The 26,262-nt window shown below is 66.3% G+C and carries 24 protein-coding genes; 14 read left to right on the top strand and 10 right to left on the bottom strand.

Translation table 11 applies throughout. From position 1 onward, the window contains the following. Positions 1–30: 30 nt before the first annotated feature. Genes ssuD through K2O50_RS25530 form a run of 4 tightly spaced genes read left to right on the top strand, consistent with a single transcriptional unit; the run spans position 31 to position 3,045 of the window. A complete protein-coding gene (ssuD, locus tag K2O50_RS25545) occupies positions 31–1,179 on the top strand; it encodes an FMNH2-dependent alkanesulfonate monooxygenase (RefSeq protein WP_050707453.1) in 1,149 nt (382 codons plus the stop codon). Positions 1,180–1,190: 11 nt separating this feature from the next. Beyond that, positions 1,191–1,988: an aliphatic sulfonate ABC transporter permease SsuC gene (gene ssuC / locus K2O50_RS25540; RefSeq protein WP_050707452.1), complete on the top strand. Its 798-nt coding sequence runs from the start codon at positions 1,191–1,193 to the stop codon at positions 1,986–1,988. After that, on the top strand, positions 1,988–2,800 hold the full coding sequence (gene ssuB / locus K2O50_RS25535) for an aliphatic sulfonates ABC transporter ATP-binding protein (protein WP_028689214.1): 813 nt from the start codon (positions 1,988–1,990) through the stop codon (positions 2,798–2,800). The genes ssuC and ssuB overlap by 1 nt, the downstream gene beginning before the upstream one ends. Positions 2,801–2,829: 29 nt before the next feature. After that, positions 2,830–3,045: a molybdopterin-binding protein gene (locus K2O50_RS25530; protein WP_008095172.1), complete on the top strand. Its 216-nt coding sequence runs from the start codon at positions 2,830–2,832 to the stop codon at positions 3,043–3,045. A gap of 123 nt (positions 3,046–3,168) precedes the next feature. Here K2O50_RS25530 and K2O50_RS25525 read toward each other — a convergent pair whose 3' ends face one another. From K2O50_RS25525 to K2O50_RS25510, 4 genes are all read right to left on the bottom strand, one after another. After that, a complete protein-coding gene (locus K2O50_RS25525; RefSeq protein WP_050707451.1) occupies positions 3,169–3,801 on the bottom strand; it encodes a TetR/AcrR family transcriptional regulator in 633 nt (210 codons plus the stop codon). Then, on the bottom strand, positions 3,801–5,378 hold the full coding sequence (gshA, locus tag K2O50_RS25520) for a glutamate--cysteine ligase (protein WP_162232989.1): 1,578 nt from the start codon (positions 5,376–5,378) through the stop codon (positions 3,801–3,803). The genes K2O50_RS25525 and gshA overlap by 1 nt, the downstream gene beginning before the upstream one ends. Positions 5,379–5,607: 229 nt before the next feature. Further along, complete coding sequence (locus tag K2O50_RS25515; protein WP_050707449.1) at positions 5,608–5,991, bottom strand: PaaI family thioesterase; 384 nt, start codon at positions 5,989–5,991, stop codon at positions 5,608–5,610. Further along, on the bottom strand, positions 5,991–8,315 hold the full coding sequence (locus K2O50_RS25510) for a Tex family protein (RefSeq protein ID WP_050707448.1): 2,325 nt from the start codon (positions 8,313–8,315) through the stop codon (positions 5,991–5,993). Before K2O50_RS25510 ends, K2O50_RS25515 begins: the two co-directional genes overlap by 1 nt. A 229-nt stretch (positions 8,316–8,544) precedes the next feature. On the opposite strand from K2O50_RS25510, the gene ompR reads away from it, so the two are divergent. Both ompR and K2O50_RS25500 read left to right on the top strand, forming a co-directional pair. After that, positions 8,545–9,285 carry a two-component system response regulator OmpR gene (gene ompR / locus K2O50_RS25505; protein ID WP_050707447.1) on the top strand — a complete coding sequence of 247 codons (741 nt, stop codon included), beginning with the start codon at positions 8,545–8,547 and terminating at the stop codon, positions 9,283–9,285. A gap of 94 nt (positions 9,286–9,379) precedes the next feature. After that, positions 9,380–10,693 (top strand): ATP-binding protein, encoded by a 1,314-nt coding sequence (locus K2O50_RS25500; RefSeq protein WP_050707446.1) that lies wholly within the window; start codon positions 9,380–9,382, stop codon positions 10,691–10,693. A gap of 114 nt (positions 10,694–10,807) precedes the next feature. Here the strand turns inward: K2O50_RS25500 and rimK are convergent, their stop codons facing one another. Further along, the gene (gene rimK, locus K2O50_RS25495; RefSeq protein ID WP_011531656.1) at positions 10,808–11,713 is read right to left on the bottom strand and encodes a 30S ribosomal protein S6--L-glutamate ligase; all 906 of its coding nucleotides are present in this window, start codon (positions 11,711–11,713) and stop codon (positions 10,808–10,810) included. Then, positions 11,710–12,192, bottom strand: coding sequence for an ATP-dependent zinc protease (locus K2O50_RS25490; protein WP_050707445.1), 483 nt, complete (start codon positions 12,190–12,192; stop codon positions 11,710–11,712). Before K2O50_RS25490 ends, rimK begins: the two co-directional genes overlap by 4 nt. A 109-nt stretch (positions 12,193–12,301) precedes the next feature. Between K2O50_RS25490 and K2O50_RS25485 the strand changes: the two genes are divergently transcribed. From K2O50_RS25485 to gcvP, 6 genes are all read left to right on the top strand, one after another. Beyond that, positions 12,302–12,703, top strand: coding sequence for an RNA-binding S4 domain-containing protein (locus K2O50_RS25485; protein WP_050707444.1), 402 nt, complete (start codon positions 12,302–12,304; stop codon positions 12,701–12,703). Positions 12,704–12,826: 123 nt separating this feature from the next. Next, entirely contained in the window at positions 12,827–13,828 is a 1,002-nt protein-coding gene (locus tag K2O50_RS25480) for an extracellular solute-binding protein (protein ID WP_050707443.1), read from the top strand. Between the two features lie 116 nt (positions 13,829–13,944). Beyond that, entirely contained in the window at positions 13,945–15,567 is a 1,623-nt protein-coding gene (locus tag K2O50_RS25475) for an iron ABC transporter permease (RefSeq protein ID WP_050707442.1), read from the top strand. Positions 15,568–15,691: 124 nt separating this feature from the next. Next, positions 15,692–16,774, top strand: a complete 1,083-nt coding sequence (gene gcvT / locus K2O50_RS25470) for a glycine cleavage system aminomethyltransferase GcvT (protein WP_220689955.1) — start codon at positions 15,692–15,694, stop codon at positions 16,772–16,774. Between the two features lie 49 nt (positions 16,775–16,823). Further along, positions 16,824–17,207 carry a glycine cleavage system protein GcvH gene (gcvH, locus tag K2O50_RS25465; protein WP_050707440.1) on the top strand — a complete coding sequence of 128 codons (384 nt, stop codon included), beginning with the start codon at positions 16,824–16,826 and terminating at the stop codon, positions 17,205–17,207. 174 nt (positions 17,208–17,381) lie between these two features. Further along, a complete protein-coding gene (gene gcvP, locus K2O50_RS25460) occupies positions 17,382–20,255 on the top strand; it encodes an aminomethyl-transferring glycine dehydrogenase (RefSeq protein ID WP_050707439.1) in 2,874 nt (957 codons plus the stop codon). 148 nt (positions 20,256–20,403) lie between these two features. Here gcvP and K2O50_RS25455 read toward each other — a convergent pair whose 3' ends face one another. From K2O50_RS25455 to K2O50_RS25445, 3 genes are all read right to left on the bottom strand, one after another. After that, on the bottom strand, positions 20,404–20,718 hold the full coding sequence (locus K2O50_RS25455) for a DUF2388 domain-containing protein (RefSeq protein WP_050707438.1): 315 nt from the start codon (positions 20,716–20,718) through the stop codon (positions 20,404–20,406). Positions 20,719–20,810: 92 nt separating this feature from the next. Then, positions 20,811–22,493, bottom strand: coding sequence for a GspE/PulE family protein (locus K2O50_RS25450; protein WP_050707437.1), 1,683 nt, complete (start codon positions 22,491–22,493; stop codon positions 20,811–20,813). Between the two features lie 99 nt (positions 22,494–22,592). Continuing rightward, positions 22,593–22,907: a hypothetical protein gene (locus K2O50_RS25445; RefSeq protein ID WP_050707436.1), complete on the bottom strand. Its 315-nt coding sequence runs from the start codon at positions 22,905–22,907 to the stop codon at positions 22,593–22,595. A 126-nt stretch (positions 22,908–23,033) separates the two neighbouring features. Here K2O50_RS25445 and K2O50_RS25440 point away from each other — a divergent pair, with 126 nt between their 5' ends. Further along, a complete protein-coding gene (locus K2O50_RS25440) occupies positions 23,034–23,504 on the top strand; it encodes an Lrp/AsnC family transcriptional regulator (protein ID WP_050707492.1) in 471 nt (156 codons plus the stop codon). A 57-nt stretch (positions 23,505–23,561) separates the two neighbouring features. On the opposite strand, the gene K2O50_RS25435 is transcribed toward K2O50_RS25440, so the two are convergent. Continuing rightward, a complete protein-coding gene (locus K2O50_RS25435) occupies positions 23,562–24,941 on the bottom strand; it encodes an inorganic triphosphatase (protein WP_050707435.1) in 1,380 nt (459 codons plus the stop codon). A gap of 134 nt (positions 24,942–25,075) precedes the next feature. Here K2O50_RS25435 and argE point away from each other — a divergent pair, with 134 nt between their 5' ends. Further along, positions 25,076–26,221: an acetylornithine deacetylase gene (gene argE, locus K2O50_RS25430; RefSeq protein WP_050707434.1), complete on the top strand. Its 1,146-nt coding sequence runs from the start codon at positions 25,076–25,078 to the stop codon at positions 26,219–26,221. The last annotated feature ends 41 nt before the right edge of the window (positions 26,222–26,262 follow it).

The raw sequence follows: 26,262 nt of genomic DNA, 5'->3' as shown, positions 1-26,262 counted from the left end.
GCATGAGCCACCCTTGAGGAGACAACTCCAATGAGCCTTAACATCTTCTGGTTCCTCCCCACCCACGGTGACGGCAAGTACCTGGGCACCAGCGAAGGCGCCCGCGCCGTCGACCACGGCTACCTGAGCCAGATCGCCCAGGCCGCCGACCGCCTGGGCTTCGGCGGCGTGCTGATCCCCACCGGACGTTCCTGCGAGGACTCCTGGCTGGTGGCGGCGTCGCTGATTCCGCTGACCGAGCGCCTGAAGTTCCTGGTGGCCTTGCGCCCGGGGATCATTTCGCCGACCGTGGCCGCGCGTCAGGCCGCCACCCTCGATCGCCTGTCCAACGGCCGGGCGCTGTTCAACCTGGTGACCGGCGGTGATCCGGACGAACTGGCCGGCGACGGCCTGCACCTTAACCACCAGGAACGCTACGAGGCGTCGGTGGAATTCACCCGCATCTGGCGCAAGGTACTCGAAGGCGAAACGGTCGACTACGACGGCAAGCATATCCAGGTGAAAGGCGCCAAGCTGCTCTACCCGCCGATCCAGCAGCCGCGTCCGCCGCTGTACTTCGGTGGCTCCTCCGAGGCCGCCCAGGACCTGGCCGCCGAGCAGGTCGAGCTGTACCTGACCTGGGGCGAGCCGCCGGCGGCCGTCGCCGAGAAGATCGCCCAGGTGCGCGAGAAGGCTGCGGCCCAAGGCCGTGAAGTGCGCTTCGGCATCCGCCTGCACGTGATCGTGCGGGAAACCAATGAAGAGGCCTGGGCCGCCGCCGACAAGCTGATCTCGCACCTGGACGAGGACACCATCGCCCGCGCCCAGGCATCGCTGGCGCGCTTTGATTCGGTCGGCCAGCAGCGCATGGCCGCCCTGCATGGCGGCAAACGCGACAAGCTGGAAGTGGCGCCGAACCTGTGGGCCGGTGTCGGCCTGGTGCGTGGCGGTGCCGGCACCGCGCTGGTGGGTGATGGCCCGACCGTCGCGGCGCGGGTCAAGGAATACGCCGATCTTGGCATCGACACGTTCATCTTCTCTGGTTATCCACACCTGGAGGAGTCGTACCGCGTCGCCGAGCTGCTGTTCCCGCACCTGGACGTGCAGCGCCCGGAGCAGCCGAAGACCGGTGGCTATGTGAGCCCGTTCGGTGAAATGGTCGCCAACGACATCCTGCCCAAGTCCGTGTCGCAGAGCTGAGGACCGGGGCCATGAGTCGTGCATCCCCCACCACCTGGTCCAAGCGCTTGGCGCCCTGGGCCCTGCCGATCCTGCTGCTGGCGGTATGGCAACTGGCGGTCAGCGCGGGCTGGCTGTCGACCCGCATCCTGCCAGCGCCGAGCGCGGTGGTCAGTGCCGGTGTCGAGCTGGTGCGCAGCGGCCAGCTCTGGACCCACCTGGCCATCAGCGGCTGGCGCGCCGGCCTGGGCTTCGTCATCGGCGGCAGCCTCGGCCTGTTGCTGGGCTTCATCACCGGCCTGTCGAACTGGGGCGAGCGCCTGCTCGACAGCTCGGTGCAGATGATCCGCAACGTGCCGCACCTGGCGTTGATCCCGCTGGTGATCCTGTGGTTCGGCATCGACGAGTCGGCAAAGATCTTCCTGGTGGCGCTGGGGACGCTGTTCCCCATCTACCTGAACACCTACCACGGGATCCGCAACGTCGATCCGGCACTGGTGGAGATGGCGCGCAGCTACGGGCTGTCGGGCTTCGCCCTGTTCCGCCAGGTGATCCTGCCGGGGGCGCTGCCTTCGATCCTGGTCGGTGTGCGCTTCGCCCTGGGCTTCATGTGGCTGACGCTGATCGTCGCCGAGACCATCTCGGCCAACGCCGGCATCGGCTACCTGGCGATGAACGCCCGCGAGTTCCTGCAGACCGATGTGGTGGTGCTGGCCATTGTCCTGTACGCGGTGCTGGGCAAGCTGGCCGACCTGGCTGCCCGGGGCCTGGAGCGGGTGTGGCTGCGCTGGCACCCCGCGTACCAGGTGGCAAAGAAGGAGGGCGCATGATGACCGTGCTCAAGGAACAGCCGCCACGCCTGCTACGTGGCATCCCCCTGGCGGCCCGGGACCTGCGTCGCACCTTTGGCCAGCGTGAAGTGCTGCGCGGCATCGACCTGCACATTCCGGCCGGCCAGTTCGTCGCCATCGTCGGTCGCAGTGGCTGCGGCAAGAGCACCTTGCTGCGCCTGCTGGCCGGGCTCGACCAACCCAGCGCCGGCCAACTGCTGGCGGGGGCCGCGCCGCTGGCCGAGGCCCGCGAGGATACCCGCCTGATGTTCCAGGACGCGCGTCTGCTGCCCTGGAAGAAGGTGATCGACAACGTGGGCCTGGGCTTGTCCGGCAACTGGCGGCCCCGCGCCCTGGAGGCATTGGAGGCGGTCGGCCTGGTCGATCGCGCCAACGACTGGCCGGCGGCGTTGTCCGGCGGCCAGAAACAGCGGGTGGCCCTGGCCCGGGCGCTCATTCACCAGCCGCGCCTGCTGCTGCTGGACGAGCCATTGGGTGCGCTGGATGCCCTGACCCGTATCGAAATGCAGCAATTGATCGAGCGCCTGTGGCGCCAGCACGGTTTCACCGTGCTGCTGGTCACCCACGACGTCAGCGAAGCCGTCGCCGTGGCCGACCGGGTGATCCTGATCGAAGACGGCGCCGTCGGCCTGGACCTGGTCGTTGACCTGCCCCGGCCACGGGTGCGGGGTTCGCACCGCCTGGCGGCGCTGGAAAGCGAAGTGCTCAACCGTGTTCTGTCCGTCCCGGGCACGCCGCCCGATCCGGAACCTGTAGCCCCATTGCCCACGCAGTTGCGTTGGGCTCACTGAATCCTCGAAGCCGCAAAAGGAATGACGCCATGACCATCAAAGCCATCAACGTTCGCAACCAGTTCAAAGGCACCGTGAAGGAAATCCTCGAAGGCCCGGTACTGTCGGAAATCGACGTGCAGACTGCCTCCGGTATCGTCACTTCGGTGATCACCACCCGCTCCGTGAAGGAACTGGAGCTGCAGGTGGGCAGTGAAGTGATCGCCTTCGTGAAATCGACCGAGGTGTCCATCGCCAAGTTGTGATGGTCTGGAGAGGGGGCGCTGTGCGCCCCTTTCGCGGCACGAGGCCGCTCCTACAGAGGATCGCATAACCCCTGTAGGAGCGGCCTCGTGCCGCGAAAGGGCCGCAAAGCGGCCCCAAGGATCTCACGCCGAACGCTTGGCCAGATAAGGCGGCAGATACAGCCCCAGATACGCCTCGAACACCCGCATCCCCTCTTCCGCCATGCGCGGCGTGATCGCTTCATGCAACTGCATCGAGCGGACATACACCCGGTCGCTCAGCTCCATCGCCAACGCGAACACATCCATGTCCCGAGGCATCGCCGGCAGCTGGAAATGCCGGTCGAACAGCCTGTGCATCAGCTCGCCCAGCTCCAGGTCGTGCTGACGATCAGCCTGCACCACCTCACTCAACCCATGCTGGGCCAGGATCAGCTGCCGCGCCGCGGCATCTTCGTTGTAGATGTCGAGCATGCGCTGCTCGATCAGCCGCGACAGTTGCGGCCAGGTACTGAATGCGCTGCTGTCGATGGGCGCGTTCAGGGCCTCGCGAAAAGCCCGGTGCACGTCGGCGGTCAGCGCCTCGAGCAAGGCCGGCACGCTGGCGAAGAAGTGATACACCGACGACGGCGGAATCTGCGCCCGTTCGGCCACGCTGTAGATCGACAGCGCCGCCACCCCTTGCCCGGCCAGCAGCTCGCGGGCCGCGGCCAGGATCGCTTCGATCCTGGCCTGGCTGCTGGCACGTGGCTTGCGCGGGGAGGCGGGGCGGGTCATCAGTTGCTGATCGCCAGGATGCTGGCCTGGTAGGCGCCGACGAACAGGTCGAAGTCACCCACTTCCTGCTGCTCCAGGCGCGACTGCTCGGCCAGGGACTCGCGGGCAAGGGTCTCGAAGGCCTGTTGGCGTTCGGCGGGCAGCGGCTGCTCGCGGAAAGTCTCGGCGTGCAGGCGGCTCTGGCGCAGGGAGAACTGGACGAAGCTCTCGTCGTGCTCGGTCATGCGCGCCAGCACCTGGGCCGATGGTGTCAGCTCGGGGTCGTCGACCTTGGCCTGCTGCGCTTCCAGGGCCTTGGCGTGGTCATTGCCACCCTGGGCGCGGTCGAGCAGCCCGGCCAGCTGGCCGATGCGTCCGATCAGTTCGCTCGCCCATGCCTTCAGCGCGACCGGCTGGCCGTCACGGCGCAGTTCCAGGCCCGGGCGACGACCTTCCTTGACCACGGTAAGGAAGTTGTCGGTGCACTGGCCGCACTCGCCGTTGTCCAGCTGCGGGCTTTCTTCCAAGGCGCAGAACAGCAGGAACGCGTCGAGGAAGCGCGCCTCGGTCAGGTCGATACCCACCGGCAGGAACGGGTTGATGTCCAGGCAGCGCACTTCCACGTACTGCACGCCACGGGAGGTCAGGGCCTGGATCGGCCGCTCGCCGGTGTAGGTGACGCGCTTGGGGCGGATGTTCGAGTAGTACTCGTTCTCGATCTGCAGGATGTTGGTGTTCAACTGCACCCACTCGCCATCTTTGTGCGTGCCGACCTCGACATACGGCGGGTAGGGCGTGCCGACGGCCTTGCGCAGGCTGTCGGTGTAGCTGGCCAGGTTGTTGTAGCAGGGCGTCAGGCCCGCCTGGGCGTTGCTCTGGTAGCCCAGGTCGCTCATGCGCAGGCTGGTGGCGTAGGGCAGGTAGAGGGTCTGGGCATCCAGCTCTTCGAGCTGGTGCGGGCGGCCGCGCAGGAAGCCTTTGTCCAGGGCCGGGGAAGCGCCGAACAGGTACATCAGCAGCCAGCTGTAGCGGCGGAAGTTGCGGATCAGCGCGATATAGGCCGAGGACTGGTAGTCGCGGTCGTCCTGTTCGCCGCCTTCGGCGTCGCGCAGCAACGGCCACAGCGCCTCGGGCAGGGAGAAGTTGTAGTGGATGCCGGCGATGCACTGCATGGTGCGGCCGTAACGCAGGGCCAGGCCCTTGCGATAGACGTGCTTGAGCTTGCCGATATTGGAGCTGCCGTATTCGGCGATCGGGATATCTTCCTCGGCCGGCAGCGCGCAGGGCATCGACGGGCTCCACAGGTATTCGTCGCCCAGTTTGGTGTAGACGAAACGGTGGATCTGGTCGAGGCTCTCGAGCACCTTGGCAGGGTCCGCCAGGGCCGGGGTGATGAACTCCAGCAGCGACTCGGAATAGTCGGTGGTGATCTGCTCGTTGGTCAGCGCCGAACCCAGGGCCTCGGGGTGCGGGGTCTGGGCCAGGCGACCGTCGTCGGTCACGCGCAGGCATTCGCGCTCAATGCCGTGCAGGCACTGCTTGAGCAGGTCGATATTGTCGCCGAGCAGGCTCAGGCGGCGGTTGAGGAGGTCGCTCAAGATGGATTCCTTCACGCGTCAGTCGCCCCAATATGGGGGTAGGGATGACGGTCTACAAGGGTAGTTGGGAAAGGAACTGGCGTTGTCGCCTGGTTTGCTCGGTTCCGGTGCATCCGATCGCGGGGCAAGCCTGCTCCCACGAAGTCTGTGAACGTTCGTGGGGGCGGGCTTGCCCCGCGATCAGGTGTACAGCAATGCGCCGAAAATACCGCAGATGGGGGCCTGTCAGCTAGAGAACCGCGAAGGTTCCCTGGGCCTTGGCCACCAGCTTGTCGTCCTGAAGCACGTCGGCGTCGACCACCAGCGTGCGCCGCCCGGCGTGCAGCACCCGGGCGGTGCACAGCACCTCGCCCTCGCTGACGGCGCGCATGTAGTTGATCTTGCACTCGATGGTCACGCTCTGCTGGTCGAAGCCATGGCTGGCCGAGCAGGCCAGGCCCATGGCGATGTCCACCAGGCTGAAGAGCGCTCCGCCGTGCAGCTTCTGGCCGCGGTTGCGCAGGTGCGGCTCGAGCGCCAGGGCCACCTCTGCAACACCCGTGTCCAGGCGTTGCAGGCGGCAGCCCAGGAGCTGGCTGAAGGCGCTCTCGACGTACTCCTTCGGTACGTCCATCACTTCTTCTTCAGCTGCTTGGCGTTGGCGAACAGCGACGCCATGGCGTTGTTGGCCGGCGCGGCGGTGCTGGTCTCGCGCTGGCGCGGCGCCTGCTGCTGGCGGTCGCCGCCGTTGCCACGGTTGCCACCGCGATTGCCCTCGACCTTTTCGCCCGGGGTGTCGCTCATGCGCATGGACAGGCCGACGCGCTTGCGCGGGATGTCCACTTCCATGACCTTGACCTTGACCACGTCGCCGGCCTTGACCGCTTCACGCGGGTCCTTGACGAACTTCTCCGAAAGCGCCGAGATGTGCACCAGGCCATCCTGGTGCACGCCGATGTCGACGAAGGCACCGAAGTTGGTGACGTTGGTCACCACGCCTTCGAGGATCATGCCCGGCTCCAGGTCCTTGAGGTCCTCGACGCCGTCCTGGAAGGTGGCGGTCTTGAACTCCGGGCGTGGGTCGCGGCCCGGCTTGTCCAGCTCCTGGAGGATGTCGGTGACGGTCGGCAGGCCGAAGCTTTCGTCGGTGAACTTCTTCGGATCCAGGCGTTTGAGGAAACCGCTGTCGCCGATCAGCGAGCGAATGTCGCGGTCGGTGTCGGCGGCGATGCGTTGCACCAGCGGGTAGGCTTCCGGGTGCACCGCCGAGGCGTCCAGCGGGTTGTCGCCGTTCATCACGCGCAGGAAGCCGGCGGCCTGTTCGAAGGTCTTCTCGCCCAGGCGGCTGACTTTCTTCAGCGCGGCGCGGGTGGCGAATGGGCCGTGGGCGTCGCGGTGGGCGACGATGTTCTGCGCCAGGGTAGCGTTGAGGCCGGAGATGCGCGTCAGCAGCGCCACGGAAGCGGTGTTGACGTCCACGCCCACGGCGTTCACGCAGTCCTCGACCACGGCGTCCAGGCCGCGGGCCAGCTTGACCTGCGACACGTCGTGCTGGTACTGGCCGACGCCGATGGATTTCGGATCGATCTTGACCAGTTCGGCCAGTGGGTCCTGCAGGCGGCGGGCGATGGACACCGCGCCACGGATCGACACGTCCAGGTCAGGGAATTCGCGAGCGGCCAACTCGGAAGCCGAGTACACCGAGGCGCCGGCCTCGGAGACCATGATCTTGGTGATCTTCAGGGCCGGGTACTTCTTGACCAGCTCGGCCACCAGCTTGTCGCTTTCGCGGCTGGCGGTGCCGTTGCCGATGGCGATCAGCTCGACCGAGTGCTTGGCGCACAGCGCGGCCATGATGGAAATGGTGCGGTCCCAGTCGTTCTTCGGCGCGTGCGGGTAGACCGTGGTGTGGTCCAGCAGCTTGCCGGTGGCGTCGACCACGGCGATCTTGCAGCCGGTGCGCAGGCCCGGGTCGAAGCCCAGCGTTGCGCGCGGACCGGCCGGGGCGGCCAGCAGCAGGTCGTGCAGGTTGTGGGCGAAGACGTTGATCGCCTCGCCTTCGGCGTTGTCGCGCAGCTCGCCGAACAGGTCGGTTTCCAGGTGGGTGTACAGCTTCACCTTCCAGGTCCAGCGCACCACTTCGCCCAGCCATTTGTCGGCCGGGCGGTTGCGGTTCTCGATGCCGACATGGTTGCCGATCATCAGCTCGCACGGGTGCAGGGTGCCCGGCAGCTCCTCGCCGACTTTCAGCGAGGCGCTCAGCACGCCTTCGTTGCGCCCGCGGAAGATCGCCAGGGCACGGTGCGACGGCGCGCTGCGCAGCAGTTCGTCGTGGGCGAAGTAGTCGCGGAACTTGGCGCCTTCCTCTTCCTTGCCGGCGATTACGCGGGCGGTCAGCACCGCTTCCTGCTTGAGGAAACCGCGCAGCTTGTCGAGCAGGGCGGCGTCCTCGGCGAAGCGCTCCATGAGGATGTACTTGGCGCCTTCCAGGGCGGCCTTGACGTCGGCCACGCCTTTTTCGGCGTCGACGAAACGTGCCGCTTCGCTTTCCGGGTTCAGTTGCGGGTCGTTGAACAGGCCGTCGGCCAGCTCGCCCAGGCCCGCTTCCAGGGCGATCTGGCCCTTGGTACGGCGCTTCTGCTTGTACGGCAGGTACAGGTCTTCGAGGCGGGTCTTGGTGTCGGCCAGCTTGATCTCGCGGGCCAGCTCCGGGGTCAGCTTGCCCTGCTCCTCGATGCTGGCCAGGATGCTGGCGCGGCGCTCGTCGAGCTCGCGCAGGTAGCGCAGGCGCTCTTCCAGGTGGCGCAGTTGGGTGTCATCCAGGCTGCCGGTCACTTCCTTGCGGTAACGGGCGATGAAGGGCACGGTCGATCCTTCGTCCAACAGGCCCACGGCCGCTTCGACCTGCTGTGGGCGCACGCCCAGTTCCTCGGCGATACGGCTGTTGATGCTGTCCATGAAAACCACCTGACAAATAGTGAATGCAAGGCCGCGGGTGGGCATTCATGCCCGGCGGCGCTGGGTGAAAGGCGCGCATTATACCCATCGTGCCGGGCTTGCGGTGATGGCGCGGCGCCAGCCGACGACGGGGCGACAGTGGCATGCCGGGAAAAATCTGCTAACAATGCACACGGCACGCGCTGCAGTGGCTACGCCATAATGCGCGGCGATATCAGAGGAGTTATTCATGACCAGCACCGCAAACGCCGCAGAAGGCGACAAGATTCTCATCGTCGACGACGACCCGGGCCTGAGCAGCCTGCTGGACCGTTTCTTCACCAGCAAGGGCTTCCGTGTCCGCACCGTGCCAAACGTCGAACAGATGGACCGCCTGCTGGCCCGTGAAGTGTTCAACCTGGTGGTCCTGGACCTGATGCTGCCGGGCGAGGACGGCCTGTCCGCGTGCAAGCGCCTGCGCGCGTCGAACAACCAGATCCCGATCATCATGCTCACCGCCAAGGGTGACGAGCTCAGCCGCATCAAGGGCCTGGAGCTGGGCGCCGACGACTACCTGGCCAAGCCGTTCAACCCAGACGAGCTGGTGGCCCGGGTCAAGGCCGTGCTGCGCCGCCAGTCCCCGAGCGTGCCGGGCGCGCCGGGCAGCGAGGAAGAGACCGTCACCTTCGGCGACTACGAGCTGTCGCTGGCAACCCGCGAACTCAAGCGCGGCGACGAGACGCACATGCTCACCACCGGTGAGTTCGCCGTGCTCAAGGCCCTGGTGATGCACGCCCGCGAGCCGCTGACCCGCGACAAGCTGATGAACCTGGCCCGTGGTCGCGAGTGGGACGCCCTGGAGCGCTCCATCGATGTGCAGATCTCGCGCCTGCGCCGGATGATCGAGCCCGACCCGTCCAAGCCACGCTACATCCAGACCGTATGGGGTGTGGGCTACGTCTTCGTGCCGGACGGAAACGCCGGCAAATGAGCCTGTCGGCTCGTCAGGGTGCAGCAGGGCGACCCATGCGGGTCGCCCTGTTTTCGTCTGTGGCGGCCGGCCTTTTCAGCACAGTAGTTGATCGATGAAAACGCCTCTCTGGTTCCCGCAAAGCTTCTTCGCCCGCACCCTCTGGCTGGTGCTGATCGTCGTGCTGTTCTCCAAGGCACTGACGCTCGTGTACCTGCTGATGAACGAGGACGTGCTGGTCGATCGCCAGTACAGCCACGGCGTAGCCTTGACGTTGCGCGCCTACTGGGCCGCGGATGAAGAGAACCGTGACCAGATCGCCGAGGCGGCCGGCCTGATCCGCGTGACCGGCGCCGGCGTGCCGGAGGGCGAGCAGCACTGGCCCTACAGCGAGATCTACCAGCGCCAGATGCAGGCCGAGCTGGGCGATGACACCGAGGTGCGCCTGCGCATCCACGCGCCGCCCGCGCTGTGGGTGAATGCCCCGAGCCTGGGCCCGGGCTGGCTCAAGGTGCCGCTGTATCCGCACCCGCTGCGTGGGCAGAAGATCTGGAACGTGCTCGGTTGGTTCCTGGCCATCGGCCTGTTGTCCACGGCATCGGCCTGGATTTTCGTGCGCCAGCTCAACCAGCCGCTCAAGCGCCTGGTGTTCGCCGCCCGCCAGCTGGGCCAGGGGCGCAGTGTGCGCCTGCCGATCAGCGACACCCCGAGCGAGATGACCGAGGTGTACCGCGCGTTCAACCAGATGGCCGAGGATGTCGAGCAGGCCGGGCGTGAGCGCGAGCTGATGCTGGCTGGGGTGTCCCATGACCTGCGCACGCCGCTGACCCGGCTGCGCCTGTCGTTGTCTCTGATGAACAACGACAGCGATCTCAGCGAGGACATGGTCCGCGACATCGAGGACATGGACGCGATCCTCGACCAGTTCCTGGCGTTCATTCGGGACGGGCGCGACGAACCGGTGGAGGAGGTCGACCTCAACGACCTGATCTACGAAGTGGTGGCGCCCTACAACCAGCACAAGGAGCAGGTACGGCTGTGCCTGGAGCCTATCCCGCCGTTCCCGCTGCGCCGGGTGTCGCTCAAGCGCATGCTGGGCAACCTGATCGGCAACGCCCTGCATCACGCCGGCAAGGGCGTCGAGGTGGCGGCCTATGTGTCGGGCGACCAGAGCGCGCCGTATGTGGTGCTCAGCGTGCTGGACCGTGGCGCGGGCATCGACGAGTCGGAGCTGGAGACCATCTTCAACCCGTTCATCCGTGGCGACCGGGCACGGGGCGGCAAGGGCACCGGGCTGGGGTTGGCGATCGTCAAGCGCATTGCCGCGCAGCATGGCGGCAACGTGGAGCTGCGCAACCGCTCCGGTGGCGGGATCGAGGCGCGGGTGAGGTTGCCGCTGGGGCTGTTGTTGCCGCGTAATGCCGTGTGATTTCCGGGGCCGCTTTGCGGCCCTTTCGCGACATCAGGCCGCTCTTACAGGACTGCGCGAGTCCCTGTAGGAGCGGCCTTGTGCCGCGATGGGCTGCGCAGCAGCCCCGGAATCTCAGCCCTTGCCCTTGGTCCGCGTCTGATTCGGCCCGCTGTTCTTCTCGAGATGCTCGATGATCATCCCGGCCACGTCCTTGCCGGTGGTTACCTCGATACCCTCAAGCCCCGGCGATGAATTCACCTCCATCACCAGCGGCCCGTGATTGGAGCGCAGGATATCCACCCCCGCCACGCTCAGGCCCATGACCTTCGCCGCGCGAATGGCGGTCATGCGCTCCTCGGGGGTGATCTTGATCAGGCTGGCCACGCCACCGCGGTGCAGGTTGGAGCGAAACTCGCCCGGCTTGGCCTGGCGCTTCATCGAGGCGATCACCTTGTCGCCCACCACGAAGCAGCGGATGTCGGCGCCCCCGGCCTCCTTGATGTATTCCTGGACCATGATGTTCTGCTTCAGGCCCATGAACGCCTCGATCACCGATTCGGCGGCCTTGGTGGTCTCGCACAGCACCACGCCGATGCCCTGGGTGCCTTCGAGCACCTTGATCACCAGCGGCGCGCCGTTGACCATCTGGATCAGGTCGGGGATATCGTCCGGCGAGTGGGCGAAACCGGTGATCGGCAGGCCGATACCGCGCCGAGACAGCAGCTGCAGCGAGCGCAGCTTGTCCCGTGAGCGGGCAATGGCCACCGACTCGTTGAGCGGATACACGCCCATCATCTCGAACTGGCGCAGCACCGCGCAGCCATAGAAGGTGACCGATGCGCCGATGCGCGGGATCACTGCATCGAACCCCTCCAGCGGCTTGCCGCGGTAATGGATCTGCGGCTTGTGGCTGGCGATGTTCATATAGGCCCGGAGCGTGTCGATCACCACCACTTCGTGGCCCCGCTGGGTACCGGCCTCGACCAGGCGGCGGGTGGAATACAGACGCGGATTGCGCGACAGCACAGCGATCTTCATGCAGCACCTGTGACAGGGGAAAGGGTGGCCGGGAAGGCCGGTTTGTCCTGGACGTACTTAAGGCCTGGGTTGACCACCAGCTGGCCATGGATGAGCGCCTTCGAGCCGAGCAGCAGCCGATAGCGCATGCTCTTGCGGCAGGCCAGGGTGAACTCGACCTCCCAGACCCGGTCGCCGAGCGCCAGGGCCGTCCGGATCACGTAGCGGACCTGGGCCTGGCCGTTGGAGCTCTTGATGGTCTTCATGGTCACCAGCGGCGCCTCGCAACGCCGGTGGCGCAGCTGCACCACCGAGCCCAGGTGCGCAGTGAAGCGCACCCATGGCTGGCCATCGCGCTCGAACGGTTCGACCTCGGTGGCATGCAGGCTGGAGGTGCTGGCGCCGGTGTCGATCTTGGCGCGCAGCCCGGCGACACCCAGCTCGGGCAGGGCGACCCACTCGCGCAGGCCGATCACAGTCAGGTGGTCAAATGTCTTCACGAAGCGTGCCCTGCGGATATGGAGGTGAACTGTAATGACGGCACGGACTTTTTGCATCCGTCAGTCACGGTAGTACAGTTCCGTGAAAGACAGAGTTCGAGGAAAGACCATGGCACAAAAGCCTGAAGACGACGACAAGGTCCGCCTGGACAAATGGCTGTGGGCGGCGCGCTTCTACAAGACCCGCGCCCTGGCCAAGGCGGCGATCGAAAGCGGCAAGGTGCACTGCCGGGGCGAGCGCTGCAAGCCGGGCAAGGAGCCGCGGGTGGGCGACGAGTTCGTGCTGCGCACCGGTTTCGACGAGCGCACCGTGGTGGTCAGGGCATTGTCGGTGGTGCGCCGCGGCGCGCCCGAGGCGCAGGCGCTGTATGAGGAAACGGCCGAAAGCATGAAGCGCCGCGAACAGGCGGCCGAGATGCGCAAGGCGGGCGCGCTGGGCATGACCAGCGACGGGCGACCGAACAAGAAGCAGCGGCGCCAGATCCATCAGTTGCACGGCAGTTTCGATTGATCGGGGCTGTCGTTTGGTTCGTTGCAACCAGCCCTTGCAACATTCGGTAACTCCTCGGCAGATGAGCAAGAAAATGGGATTCACTACCATTTACAGCTCTCAATCCAGCGAGGAGTACCCCCGATGTTGCCCCGCAAGCCCCTACTGGCCGCCCTGGCCCTCACTCTGTTCGGCGGCACCGCCCAGGCGGCGGATGAAGTGGTGGTGTACTCCTCGCGCATCGACGAGCTGATCAAGCCGGTGTTTGACGCCTATACCGCCAAGACCGGCGTCAAGATCAAGTTCATCACCGACAAGGAAGCCCCGTTGATGCAGCGCATCAAGGCCGAGGGCGAGAACGGCGTGGCTGATCTGCTGCTCACCGTCGATGCCGGCAACCTCTGGCAGGCCGAGCAGATGGGCATCCTGCAGCCGATCAAGTCGGCGGTCATCGACCAGAACATCCCGCCGCAATACCGCGCCTCGTCCCATGACTGGACCGGCCTGAGCCTGCGCGCGCGGACCATCGCCTACTCCACCGACCGGGTCAAACCGGGGGAGCTCAGCACTTACGAGGCCCTGGCCGACAAGAACTGGGAGGGCCGCCTGTGCCTGCGCACGGCGAAGAAGGTCTACAACCAGTCGCTGGCCGCCACGCTGATCGAGAACCACGGCGAGGCCGCGACCGAGAAGCTGATCAAGGGCTGGGTCAACAACCTGTCCACCGATGTGTTCTCCGACGACACCGCAGTAATCCAGGCCATCGCCGCCGGCCAGTGCGATGTGGGCATCGTCAACACCTACTACTACGGGCGCCTGCACAAGGAAAAACCTGATCTGCCGGTGAAGCTGTTCTGGCCCAACCAGGGTGATCGTGGCGTGCACGTCAACCTGTCGGGCATCGGCCTGACCAAGCATGCACCGCATCCGGAAGCTGCGAAGAAACTGGTGGAGTGGATGACCGGCGAGGAGGCGCAAAAACTGTTCGCCGACATCAACCAGGAGTTCCCGGCCAACCCGAAGGTCAAGCCTTCGGCGGAAGTCGCGGCCTGGGGCAGCTTCAAGGCCGACAGCATTCCGGTGGAAGTCGCCGGCAAGCGCCAGGCCGAAGCGATTCGCTTGATGGACCGGGCTGGCTGGAACTGAGCCTGTCGCCTTATCCTTGAGAACCAATCGCGGGGCAAGCCCGCTCCCACGAACCATGCGGACGTGGGAGCGGGCTTGCCCCGCGATGCTATCGCCCAGCCATCGAGATCTTCGATTTGCCCCACACCCCCCAACGCCGCTGGTACCTACCAGTCTCCCTGACCGCTGCCCTGGTCCTGCTCCCACTGAGCGTCCTGCTACTATCCTGGCAATCGGTCGACATACAGATCTGGTCGCACCTGCTCGACACCCAGATGAGCCGCCTGCTGGGTAACACTCTCACGTTGGTGGTCGGCGTTGGCGCCGGCGTGACCGTACTGGGCGTGAGCCTGGCCTGGCTGACCAGCCTCTGCGAATTCCCCGGTCGGCGCTGGCTGGACTGGGCGCTGATGCTACCGTTCGCGATTCCGGCCTATGTCCTGGCGTTCGTCTTCGTCGGCCTGCTCGACTTCGCAGGCCCCGTGCAGACGGCCCTGCGCGAGGTGTTCGGTCCCATGCGCCTGCCACGGGTACGTTCCACCGGCGGGGTGATCACAGTATTGGTGCTGGTGTTCTATCCCTACGTCTACCTGCTGGCGCGCACCGCGTTCCTGGCCCAGGGCAAGGGCCTGATGGAGGCCGCGCGGGTGCTCGGGCTGTCGCCGCTGCAGGCGTTCTGGCGGGTGGCCTTGCCCATGGCGCGCCCGGCCATCGGCGCCGGCATCGCCCTGGCGCTGATGGAAACCCTGGCCGATTTCGGCGCGGTGGCGGTGTTCAACTTCGACACCTTCACCACGGCCATCTACAAGACCTGGTACGGCTTCTTCAGCCTGTCCAGCGCGGCGCAGCTGGCCAGCCTGCTGCTGCTGGCGGTGATGCTGGTGCTGTATGGCGAGCGCCGCGCACGGGGGGCCAGCCGCAGTGGCAACGAGCGGCCACGAGGGCAGGCGCTGTATCACTTGCGAGGCATCAAGGCCCTGGCCGCCAGCGGCTGGTGCCTGCTGGTGTTCGCCTGCGCCTTCGTCATCCCGATGCTGCAGCTGCTGGCGTGGTTCTGGCAGCGCGGCCGGCACGACCTGGACGAGCGCTACCTCGGCCTGGTCATGCACACCCTGTACCTCGGCGCCATGGCGGCGCTGATCACGGTCAGCGTGGCCATGCTGATGGCCTTCGCCCGGCGCCAGGCGCCGACCACGGCCATCCGTGCCGGGGTCGGCCTGGCCAACCTTGGCTATGCCTTGCCGGGTTCGGTGCTGGCCGTATCGATCATGCTGGCGTTCAGCTACCTGGACAACCAGCTGGTGATACCGCTGTCGCAGTGGTTGGGCGGGGCGGGCAAGCCATTGTTGCTGGGCAGCCTGTCGGCCCTGCTGCTGGCCTACCTGGTGCGGTTCATCGCCGTGGCCTATGGCCCGCTGGAAAGCAGCCTGGAGCGGATCCGCCCGTCGTTGCCGGAGGCGTCACGCAGCCTCGGGGTCGCCGGGCCGGGATTGTTTTTCAAGGTGTATCTGCCGCTGCTGGTGCCCGGTGCGCTCAGCGCCGCCCTGCTGGTGTTCGTCGACGTGTTGAAGGAGATGCCGGCGACACTGCTGATGCGCCCATTCGGCTGGGACACCCTGGCCGTGCGGGTGTTCGAGATGACCAGCGAGGGCGAATGGGCACGGGCCTCGCTGCCGGCCCTGACCCTGGTGCTGGTCGGCCTGCTGCCGGTGATCGGCCTGATCCGTCGCTCGGCCCATCGTCCGGGCCACCCGCGCTGAGGGTGCCACGCAGCGTCCTTGCGGCTACAATGCGCGGCATTCGCAGCGACGGGTCCTACAAAAACAGGTGATGATTGAACATCGCCGACCGCCGCCGCCTCGCCACGCCCGGAAGGAGAAACCCATGGGACAGCGTACGCCTCTGTATGACCTGCACCTGGCGCTCGGCGCCAAGACGGTCGATTTCGGCGGATGGGACATGCCCCTGCATTACGGCTCGCAAGTCGAGGAGCACCACCAGGTGCGCAGTGACTGCGGGGTCTTCGATGTCTCCCACATGACCGTCATCGATATCGACGGTTGCGCCGCCACGCCCTGGCTGCAACACCTGCTGGCCAATGACGTGACGCGTCTGGAAAACCCCGGCAAGGCCCTCTACAGTCCCCTGCTCAACGCCGATGGCGGAGTGATCGACGACCTGATCGCCTACCGCACCGAGGACGGCTACCGCCTGGTGGCCAACGCCGCCACCCGCGACAAGGTACTGGCCTGGCTGCAGGCGCGCAGCGAAGGTTTCAAGGTCAGCTTCAAGGTCCGCCTCGAACTGGCCATCCTCGCCATCCAGGGCCCTCATGCCCGGGAAAAGGTCGCCGCCCTGCTCAGCGCCTCGCGTGCCGCGCTGATCCGCGAGCTGCGCCCCTTCGAAGGCCTCGCCGACGGTGACTGGTTCATCGCCCGCACCGGTTACACCGGCGAGGACGGCCTGGAGATCATCCTTCCCGGCGAGCAGGCCCCGGCGTTCTTCAACGACCTGGTCGGCGCCGGCATCGCCCCGAGCGGCCTGGGGGCGCGCGACACCCTGCGCCTGGAAGCCGGCATGAACCTGTACGGCCAGGACATCGACGAAGCCCACACCCCGCTGACCTCCAATCTGGGCTGGAGCGTCGCCTGGGAGCCGGCGGGCCGCGAGTTCATCGGCCGTGCCGGCCTGCTGGCGGAAATCGAGCAGGGCGTGAAGGAAAAACTGGTCGGCCTGGTGCTCGAGGAGCGTGGTGTTCTTCGTGCCCACCAGGTGGTCCGTGTATCCGGGATTGGCGAAGGAGAGATCACCAGTGGTAGTTTCTCGCCTACGCTGAGCAAATCCATTGCCCTGGCCCGCGTGCCCATGGCCACCGGCGACCGCGCCGAAGTGGAGATCCGTGGCAAGTGGTACCCGGTGCGGGTGGTCAAGCCGACCTTCGTGCGCCATGGCAAGATCCTGATCTGATTATCCAAATGGCGGGCCGACCGCTGACCCTAACGAGGAATACAAGACAATGAGCCAAATCCCCGCCGACCTGCGTTATGCCGAAAGCCATGAATGGGCCCGCCTGGAAGCCGATGGCACCGTGACCGTGGGCATCAGCGACCACGCCCAGGCCGCACTGGGTGACGTGGTGTTCGTCGAGCTGGCCGAAGTCGGCAAGGTGTTCGCCGCCGGCGACGCCGCTGGCGTGGTCGAGTCGGTCAAGGCTGCCTCGGACATCTATGCGCCGGTGGGCGGCGAGGTGATCGCGGTCAATGAAGAACTGGCCGACAGCCCGGAACTGCTCAACGAAGAGCCCTACGAATCGTGGATCTTCAAGCTGAAGCCGAGCGACAAGTCCGAGCTGGAAAAGCTGCTGGATGCCGCTGGTTACGCAGCCCTGATCGGCGAGTGACAATACCGGCCTCATCGCGGGGCAAGCCCGCTCCCACGCATGGTACACATCGTGGGAGCGGGCTTGCCCCGCGATGAGGCCTGCACTGCAAATGCAATAATCCCCGCACATTTGGCAATCCTTCCTAGACTTGTAAGTCTCCCTTGAGAACTGGTCCAGGAAGAGATCGTCGCCATGTCCCAGTCGCCATCCCTGCATCAACTGCAAGAGCCCAACCCTTTCCTGCGTCGCCACCTGGGACCCGATGCCCAGGAGCAGCAGGCCATGCTCGACGTCCTCGGCGTCGCCAGCCGCAGCGAACTGATCGAGCAGACGGTACCGCCGGGCATCCGCTTCAACCGCCCGCTGGACCTGCCGCCGGCCCTCGATGAGCAGGCCGCGCTGGCCAGGCTGGCGAGCCATGCCGCGCAGAACCAGCTGTGGACCAGCCTGATCGGCATGGGCTATCACGCGACCATCACCCCCACCGTCATCCTGCGCAACGTGCTGGAGAATCCCGGCTGGTACACCGCCTACACGCCCTATCAGCCGGAGATCGCCCAGGGGCGGCTGGAGGCGCTGCTGAACTACCAGCAGATGGTCATCGACCTCACCGGCTTGGCGCTGGCCAATGCCTCGTTGCTCGACGAGGCCACCGCCGCCGCCGAGGCCATGGCCCTGGCCAAGCGCGTGGCGCGCAGCAAGAGCAACGCCTTCTTCGCCGACGAACACTGCCACCCGCAGACCCTGTCGGTGCTCAAGACCCGTGCCGAGGGCTTCGGTTTCGAGCTGATCATCGATTCTGTGGATAACCTGGCCAAGCACAAGGTGTTCGGGGCGTTGCTGCAGTACCCGGATACCCATGGCGAGGTGCGCGACCTGCGCCCGCTGATCGACCAGTTGCACGCCCAGCAGGCCCTGGCCTGCGTCGCCGCCGACATCCTCAGCCTGGTGGTGCTCACGCCGCCGGGCGAACTGGGGGCCGATGTGGTGCTCGGCTCGACCCAGCGTTTTGGCGTGCCGATGGGCTACGGCGGGCCGCACGCGGCCTATTTTGCCTGCCGCGACGACTACAAGCGGGCCATGCCCGGGCGCATCATCGGGGTGTCCCGCGATGCCCGCGGCAACACCGCGCTGCGCATGGCCCTGCAGACCCGCGAGCAACACATTCGTCGGGAGAAGGCCAACTCCAATATCTGCACGGCCCAGGTGCTGCTGGCCAACATCGCCGGCTTCTACGCCGTCTACCACGGCCCTGAAGGCCTGCAACGCATCGCCCAGCGGGTGCACCGGCTGACCTTCATCCTCGCCGCCGGCCTCGAAGCCAAGGGCATCAAGCGCCTCAACCAGCACTTCTTCGACACCCTGACCCTGGACGTCGGCGGCACCCAGGCGGCAATCATCGAGAGCGCCGAGGCCGCGCGTATCAACCTGCGCATCCTCGGGCGCGGGCATCTGGGGGTGAGCCTGGACGAAACCTGTAACGAAGCCACGGTGCTCAAGCTGCTGGATATCTTCCTCGGCGTCGATCATGGCCTGGACATCGCCATGCTCGATCAGCAGGTGCTGCCCGAAGGCATCCCCGGCGCGCTGGTGCGGCGTACGCCGATCCTCGGGCACGCGGTGTTCAACCTGCACCACAGCGAAACCGAGATGCTGCGCTACCTCAAGCAGCTGGAGAACAAGGACCTGGCGCTGAACCAGTCGATGATCCCGCTGGGCTCGTGCACCATGAAGCTTAACGCCAGCAGCGAGATGATCCCCATCACCTGGCCGGAGTTCGCCCAGCCGCATCCCTTTGCCCCGGCCGCCCAGGTGCAAGGCTACAAGGCGATGATCGACGAGCTGGAAAGCTGGTTGTGCGCGATCACCGGCTTCGACGCCATCTGCATGCAGCCCAACTCCGGCGCCCAGGGCGAATACGCCGGGCTCATGGCCATCACCCGTTACCACCGCAGCCGTCACCAGCCCGGGCGCACCTTGTGCCTGATTCCGTCCTCGGCCCATGGCACCAACCCGGCATCGGCGCAGATGGCCGGCATGGAGGTGGTGATCGTCGAGTGCGACGAAGACGGCAACGTCGATCTCGACGACCTCAAGGCCAAGGCCCACGCCGCCGGCGAGCGGCTGTCATGCCTGATGGTGACCTACCCCTCCACCCACGGCGTGTACGAGGAGGGGATCCGTGAGATCTGCGAGGTGGTGCACCAGTACGGAGGGCAGGTGTACATGGACGGCGCCAACCTCAATGCCCAGGTGGGGCTGGCACGGCCAGCGGACATCGGTGCCGACGTCTCGCACATGAACCTGCACAAGACCTTCTGCATCCCCCATGGCGGCGGTGGCCCGGGCATGGGCCCGATCGGCATCCGCGCCCACCTCAAGCCGTTCGTCGCCAGCCATCCGGTGGTGCCGGTGCCCGGGCTGGAGCCGACCAACAGCGCGGTGAGCGCGGCGCCCTGGGGCAGTGCCAGCATCCTGCCGATCAGCTGGATGTACATCGCCATGATGGGGCCGCAACTGGCTGACGCCAGCGAGGTGGCGATCCTGTCCGCCAACTACCTGGCCAGCCAGCTACGTGATGCCTTCCCGGTGCTCTACCGGGGCCGCAACCAGCGGGTGGCCCATGAGTGCATCTTCGACCTGCGGCCGCTCAAGGCGCTGACCGGCATCACCGAGGAAGATGTGGCCAAGCGCCTGATGGACTACGGCTTCCATGCCCCGACTATGTCGTTCCCGGTGCCGGGCACGCTGATGGTCGAGCCCACCGAGAGCGAGTCGAAGGCCGAACTGGACCGTTTCGTCGAGGCGATGCTGGCGATCAGGGCGGAAATCGCCGAAGTGCAGGAGGGCAACTGGCCGGCCGAGGACAATCCGCTCAAGCACGCGCCGCACACCCTGGCCGACGTGTTGGCGCCGTGGGACCGGCCATACAGCATCGAGCAGGGCATCGCCCCCAGCGCTCACGCGCGCCAGCATAAATACTGGCCGGCGGTGAACCGGGTCGACAACGTGTATGGGGACAGGAATCTGTTCTGTGCGTGCGTGCCGGTGGAGGCGTATCGCTGAGAGGGGTTCCTTGCTCCCATGTAGGAGCGGCCTTGTGCCGCGAAAGGGCCGCAGAGCGGCCCCAGGATTTCAGCGTTGACGCAAAGATCGCCGGGGCCGCTCTGCGGCCCTTTCGCGGCACAAGGCCGCTCCTACAAGGGGTAGAGTTTTATTCGGCCACGGCGTTCTTGGCCAGGATCGCGTTGGCCAGTTCCATGTCGCTGGCCTGGACGCCCGGGTTGTCCGCGCGTACCTGGCGGATCGCGGCTTCCAGGAACGGACCGCGGATGGCGCCTTCACTGGCGACGAAGCTGCCGGCGTCGTCCTGGGCGGCGACGATCAGCTTGTGGTCCTTGAAGGTCAGGTAGGTCGAGGCAGTGGTGGCACCGGAGGAGATGACGTTGCGCCAGAACGTGTCGGCCATGGCGGAGCCAAGGGGCAGCGAGCAGAGGACGGTGGCTGCGATGGCTGTTTTGAAACGCATGATGAATCACCTCGGTCGATGAGGGCTGTCGGAATGCCGGTTTGATCCGGTTTACCGCTGCCAAGTTCCCGACCACACAGGGGATTTCTTACTTATCCACAGACCCGCAGCACTTCCTCCAGGGAGGTCAGCCGTTGCTCGGCCAGCCGGCGCCCGCAGCGGCGCAGGTCGTGCAGGCCATCGGCGGCCGCCTGCTGGCGCAGCGCCTCCAGGTCGGCGCCCGGGGTGATGCGCTGGCGCAGCGCGCTGCCGACCCGGAGCAGCTCGAACAGCCCGGTGCGGCCATGAAAGCCGCTGCCCCGGCAGGTCTGGCAGGCGGGGCGATCGGCATGCTCCACGCCATGACAGTCCGGACATAGGGTGCGCACCAGTCGTTGGGCCATGACCCCGAGCAACGTGGCCCTGATCAGGTAGTCGGCCACCTTCAGCTCCTGCAGGCGGGTGATCGCCGCGCAGGCATCGTCGGTGTGCAGGGTGGACAGCACCAGGTGGCCGGTCAAGGCCGCCTGTACCGCCACCTGGGCGGTTTCCTGATCGCGGATCTCGCCGATCATGATGATGTCCGGGTCTTGCCGCAGCAGGGCGCGCACGCCTTCGGCGAAGCCCAGGCCCAGGCCGGGTTGCACCTGCAACTGGTTGATCGCCGGCTCCAGGCGCTCGATGGGGTCTTCGATGCTGCACAGGTTGACCTGGGGCGTGGCCAGGTGGCGCAGGCTGGCGTACAGGGTGCTGGTCTTGCCCGAACCGGTGGGGCCGGTCACCAGCAGGATGCCCTGGCGCCGCTGCAGCAGGGCTTTCCACTGGGCCAGCAAGGGCGCCTCCAGGCCAAGGTGTTCGAGGGCTTCGTGGCATAGCTGCGGATCGAACAGGCGCAGCACCAGCTTCTCGCCGAATGGCGTGGGCAGCGTGGACAGGCGCAGTTCGATCTGCGCGCCATCCGGCAGGCGGCTTTTCAGGCGACCGTCCTGTGGCCGGCGTTTCTCCGCCACGTTCATCCGGCCCAAGTGCTTCAGGCGGCTGACCATGGCCAGGGCGACGCCCGCCGGGAAGGCGTAGACAGGGTACAGCAGGCCATCGATGCGCAGGCGCAGGTGACCCTGTTCGCGGCGCGGTTCCAGGTGGATATCGCTGGCGCGCTGCTCGATGGCGTACTGCAGCATCCAGTCGACGATGCGCACCACATGTTGATCCTCGGCGCCCGCCTGGGCCTGGCTGGCGCCCAACTCCAGCAGTTGCTCCAGCTCGCCGAGCCCGGTTGCCGGGGGCTGTCCGGCGCCGCGCAGCGAATGCGCCAGGCCGAAGAAGGTGGGCGTCAGCTGGCGAATCTGCCGTGGACTGGCCAGCACCCGTTGCACGCGCTTGCCCAGGCCTTGGCTCAGGTCGGCTTCCCAGTCACGTCGATAGGGTTGGGCGCTGGCCACGGTCACGCTGCTGTCATCCAGCGCCACGGCGAGGATGCCGTGACGCTCGGCGAAGGCCGCGGACATCAGGCTGGCGACCTGTGCCAGGTCGACCTGCAGCGGGTCGATGTGCAGGAACGGCTGGCCTACCTGGTCGGCCAGCCAGTGGCAGAGCGCATCGAGGCCCAGGCGCTGGCCAGGGTGCAACGGGTCTGCCAGGGCCAGCTCGGCGATCAGCTCCAGGGGATGTTCGTCAGGGTGCTGCCTGGCCCGCTCGAGCGCCTTGAGCGCGTCGCAGGCGGCGATCCGTTGTTCGGCGAGCAAGGCGTCGAGCAGCCGGTTCAGGTCCAGGTCTTGGCTAGCGTTGGCGAACATGGCGATATCCCTGCCAGGTGATCCATGACGCTGGCAAGGCTAGCCAGAGGGCGCGCCGGTCGGGTGAATAAAGGGTTTCGGAATCTTGCCGGAGCGCGATCAGGCCGAGGCGGCCTGCGCCAGGCGTGGCCGGCACTCCAGGCTGACATCGGCCACGCAGACCAGGTTGCGCAGCTTCTGCGCGATGACTTCGGCGCGGTGCCAGCTCAGGCCGCCGATGCCGATTTCCATGTCCAGCAGGTCATCGCACTGGTTGACCCGCACGCTGTGCGGCGTGAGGAACTGCAGGGCGAACAGGTTGAGCACGCGGCACAGGCTGTCCGGTTCCGCCTCGGCCTGCAGGCGATAGTGGACAGTGCTGTGGGCGGTGTTGGCGGCCCAGGCGTCGATCCTGGGGTGTTCGGCTGCGTGCATGGCGTTTCTCCGCGAAAGTGGAGAAATTCTTGCACGTTGGTGGTGGTATTTTTTCGCTATGATTTAAGTATTTTGTATTGTTTGCGAATAATTCAATTCGCAAAGTCAGACTTTGGAGAATTGATGATGCATGGCGAACTGGATGCCTATGATCGGCGGATCCTCGAACTGCTGCAGGAGGACGCGTCACTGTCCAGCGCGCAGATCGCCGAGCGTGTGGGCCTGTCGCAGTCGCCGTGCTGGCGGCGCATCCAGCGCTTGAAGGAGGAGGGCGTGATCCGTGGGCAGGTGACCCTGCTGGATCGCAAGAAGGTGGGGCTGAACACGCAGATCTTTGCCGAAGTGAAGCTCAACGCCCACGGGCGGTCGAACTTCGCCGAGTTCACCGAGGCGATCCGCGGTTTTCCCGAAGTGCTGGAATGCTACGTGCTGATGGGGGCGGTGGACTTCCTGCTGCGCATTGTCACCTCGGATATCGAGGCTTACGAGCGGTTCTTCTTCGAAAAGCTATCGAACGTGCCGGGTATCCAGGAAGTGAATTCGATCGTGGCGTTGTCGGAGATCAAGTCGACCACCAGCTTGCCGTTGAGACCCTGAAGCGTCGATCGCGGGGCAAGCCCACTCCCACGCAGTGCAGGAGCGGGCAGTACAGACTCAGGCCTTGAGCAGGTGCTTCCAGGCGCGGTTCTGCTCGATGGCGCGGGCCTGCTCGATGCGGGCTTCGAGCAGTTCTTCCTTGCCTTCTTCGACCAGCGGCTGCTCGGCCAGCTCGTGCAGCTTGTTCAGCTCGCCGTAGAGGCGGTCCTGCTGTGGCAGGTCCAGTACCTGGCGGGCGTGGTGCAGCCAGGTCTGCACGCATTCGATGCGTGGCAGCTGCTCGGCCAGGTCTTCCGGGCGCTGCACGTACAGCGGCAGCTTCAGGGCGCGGGACTCCTCGCCCAGCAGGTGCTGCAGCCAGCTGGCCAGCTGCGCCTTGCCCTGGCGCTCGCCACGGCCCTTGCGCTCGGCGGTCCAGGCGCGGGCGCTCAGCCAGCGCGCGGTCTCCAGGGAGAACTGGCCCCAACGCGGGTCTTCCAGCTCTTCGGCGAACTGCTCGGGGGCGGCGCGGCGAATGTCCTCGTCATCGTTGCCGGCCAGCACCAGCGGGCGCCAGTCTTCCAGCAGCGCGTCGAGGCTGGCGCGCAGGGCGCGAGTGGTTGGGCGCGGCGCGGCCTGGCCAAGGCTGGCGGTGAGGGCGCGCAGTTCGGCCAGGCAGCGAACCCAGTCCTGCAGCAGGCGCCAGTGGCCATTGTGGCGATACTGCTCGGCCAGGCGCTGGCTGCTGCCCAGCAGTTGCCAGGCGAGGGCGGCATAGGCGTCGTCCAGCGGCATCTCGGCCTGCAGTTCGGTCACCGGCAGGCCCAGCTCGTAGCTGTCCGGATCGAGCAGGCGGTAGCCGCGCTCGGCCTTGCTGATGTCGCAGGGCATCAGCGGCAGGCTGGCGGCCAACTCGGCGGCCAGCTCCAGCAGCGCCTCAGGGGTGCCTTCACGCAGTTCCAGCTCCAGCTCGCAGATTTCTTCCTTGCGCTTGCCTGCGATCACGAAACCTTGGTCCAGCGCGGCCTCGATCACTACCTTCGCCTTGCCGCGGCCCCAAGCGATCTCGGCGTACTCGCGGGTGAAGTCGGTGGTGAACAGCGGCTTGATGGTCTTCTTGTCCAGCTCGGCCAGTTGCTCGGGCCAGCAGGTGGCGTCGAGCTTCTTCAGGTCGAGCTTGACCTTGTCCAGGTGCCACTCGTGCTCGTTGCGCTCGGACAGCCCGGCGACGCTCTGGCCACGGCACTTGAGGGTCTGGATGATGACCTCGCCATCGCGGCGCAGGCGCAGGGCGACGCGGGCGGCGGACAGGTCGCGCTCCGGGGTGTCGAAGTACTGGTTGAGCAGTTCGCGGGTCTGCCAGCCAGACTTGTTGCGCTTCTTCAGCAGGGGGTGCTCGCGCAGCGCGGCAAGGGTCTCGCGGCTGGCGCGGAGTTTGAGTTCGGTTTCTTTGTGCATCGCGGGCTCGGGAAGGGGCGTCGTAGGCGTGCAGTCTACCGTAGTTACGGCCTGAATCCTTGTTCGTGGGAGCGGGCTTGCCCCGCGATGCTTTCGCGTTGCTATGATGGGCCACGCTTCCGAGGAGTCCGCGCATGCCGTTGCCGTCGCTGAAAGACCAGTTCGCCGCCCTGATCGCCGCGCCCTCGGTCAGTTGCACCCAGCCTGCGCTGGACCAGTCCAACCGCGCGGTCATCGACCTGCTGGCCGGCTGGCTGGGCGACCTGGGGTTCACCTGCGAGATCCAGCAGGTCAGCCCCGGCAAGTTCAACCTTCTCGCCAGCCGCGGCACCGGCCCGGGCGGCCTGGTGCTGGCCGGGCACAGCGATACCGTGCCCTACGACCCGCAACTGTGGAGCAGCGATCCGCTCAAGCTGACCGAGGTTGATGGCCGCTGGGTCGGGCTGGGTAGCTGCGACATGAAGGGCTTCTTCGCCCTGGTCATCGATGCGGTCATCCCGCTGCTCGAGCACGATTTCAAGCAACCGCTGCTGATCCTCGCCACCTGCGACGAGGAAAGCTCGATGTCCGGCGCCCGCGCCCTGGCCGAGGCCGGCCAGCCGCTCGGACGGGCGGCGGTGATCGGCGAACCCACCGGGCTCAAGCCGATCAGGATGCACAAGGGCATCCTCATGGACCGCATCGATATCCTCGGGCGCAGTGGCCATTCGTCGGATCCGAGCCTGGGCCGCAGTGCCATGGAAGCCATGCACGCGGTGATGGGCGAGCTCATGGGCCTGCGTCGCACCTGGCAGGAGCAGTACCGCAACCCGCAGTTCACGGTGCCGACGCCAACCCTGAACTTCGGCTGCATCCATGGCGGCGACAACCCCAACCGCATCTGTGGCCAGTGCACCCTGGAATTCGACCTGCGCCCGCTGCCGGGCATGGATGTCGAGCAGCTGCGCGCGGCGATCCGCGGCAGGATCGCGCCACTGGCCGAGCGCCACGACGTGCGTATCGACTATGCGCCGCTGTTCCCCGAAGTGCCGCCGTTCGAGCAGAACGCCGACAGCGAACTGGTGCGCCTGGCCGAACGCCTGACCGGCCACCGCGCCGAAGCGGTGGCCTTCGGCACCGAAGCGCCTTATCTTCAGCAGCTCGGTTGCCAGACCATCGTGCTCGGCCCGGGGGACATCGCCTGTGCCCACCAGCCCGGCGAATACCTTGAAATGTCACGAATCGAGCCTACCGTGCGTCTATTGCGTGACCTGATCCGGCACTATTGCCTGAGCCATTGATCTTTCCCTGAGCAGAGGAGACCGCGTGTGACCGCAAGCCT

Origin of the sequence: Pseudomonas sp. 2hn (assembly GCF_019646095.1) — a bacterium.
In the GTDB taxonomy this organism is placed as follows: domain Bacteria; phylum Pseudomonadota; class Gammaproteobacteria; order Pseudomonadales; family Pseudomonadaceae; genus Aquipseudomonas; species Aquipseudomonas peradeniyensis.
This window is presented reverse-complemented; position numbering and strand designations above follow the sequence as displayed.

Bases quoted from the DNA above. Each gene is read 5' to 3' on its own strand.
- K2O50_RS25450 (WP_050707437.1), bottom strand. From the start codon at position 22,493: ATGTTCGCCAACGCTAGCCAAGACCTGGACCTGAACCGGCTGCTCGAC.
- K2O50_RS25510 (WP_050707448.1), bottom strand. From the start codon at position 8,315: ATGGACAGCATCAACAGCCGTATCGCCGAGGAACTGGGCGTGCGCCCA.
- gcvP (WP_050707439.1), top strand. From the start codon at position 17,382: ATGTCCCAGTCGCCATCCCTGCATCAACTGCAAGAGCCCAACCCTTTC.
- K2O50_RS25445 (WP_050707436.1), bottom strand. From the start codon at position 22,907: ATGCACGCAGCCGAACACCCCAGGATCGACGCCTGGGCCGCCAACACC.
- K2O50_RS25525 (WP_050707451.1), bottom strand. From the start codon at position 3,801: ATGACCCGCCCCGCCTCCCCGCGCAAGCCACGTGCCAGCAGCCAGGCC.
- K2O50_RS25500 (WP_050707446.1), top strand. From the start codon at position 9,380: ATGAAAACGCCTCTCTGGTTCCCGCAAAGCTTCTTCGCCCGCACCCTC.
- K2O50_RS25485 (WP_050707444.1), top strand. From the start codon at position 12,302: ATGGCACAAAAGCCTGAAGACGACGACAAGGTCCGCCTGGACAAATGG.
- ssuB (WP_028689214.1), top strand. From the start codon at position 1,988: ATGACCGTGCTCAAGGAACAGCCGCCACGCCTGCTACGTGGCATCCCC.
- gcvH (WP_050707440.1), top strand. From the start codon at position 16,824: ATGAGCCAAATCCCCGCCGACCTGCGTTATGCCGAAAGCCATGAATGG.
- ompR (WP_050707447.1), top strand. From the start codon at position 8,545: ATGACCAGCACCGCAAACGCCGCAGAAGGCGACAAGATTCTCATCGTC.
- argE (WP_050707434.1), top strand. From the start codon at position 25,076: ATGCCGTTGCCGTCGCTGAAAGACCAGTTCGCCGCCCTGATCGCCGCG.
- gcvT (WP_220689955.1), top strand. From the start codon at position 15,692: ATGGGACAGCGTACGCCTCTGTATGACCTGCACCTGGCGCTCGGCGCC.
- K2O50_RS25515 (WP_050707449.1), bottom strand. From the start codon at position 5,991: ATGGACGTACCGAAGGAGTACGTCGAGAGCGCCTTCAGCCAGCTCCTG.
- K2O50_RS25440 (WP_050707492.1), top strand. From the start codon at position 23,034: ATGCATGGCGAACTGGATGCCTATGATCGGCGGATCCTCGAACTGCTG.
- K2O50_RS25435 (WP_050707435.1), bottom strand. From the start codon at position 24,941: ATGCACAAAGAAACCGAACTCAAACTCCGCGCCAGCCGCGAGACCCTT.
- K2O50_RS25530 (WP_008095172.1), top strand. From the start codon at position 2,830: ATGACCATCAAAGCCATCAACGTTCGCAACCAGTTCAAAGGCACCGTG.
- rimK (WP_011531656.1), bottom strand. From the start codon at position 11,713: ATGAAGATCGCTGTGCTGTCGCGCAATCCGCGTCTGTATTCCACCCGC.
- ssuC (WP_050707452.1), top strand. From the start codon at position 1,191: ATGAGTCGTGCATCCCCCACCACCTGGTCCAAGCGCTTGGCGCCCTGG.
- K2O50_RS25480 (WP_050707443.1), top strand. From the start codon at position 12,827: ATGTTGCCCCGCAAGCCCCTACTGGCCGCCCTGGCCCTCACTCTGTTC.
- ssuD (WP_050707453.1), top strand. From the start codon at position 31: ATGAGCCTTAACATCTTCTGGTTCCTCCCCACCCACGGTGACGGCAAG.
- K2O50_RS25455 (WP_050707438.1), bottom strand. From the start codon at position 20,718: ATGCGTTTCAAAACAGCCATCGCAGCCACCGTCCTCTGCTCGCTGCCC.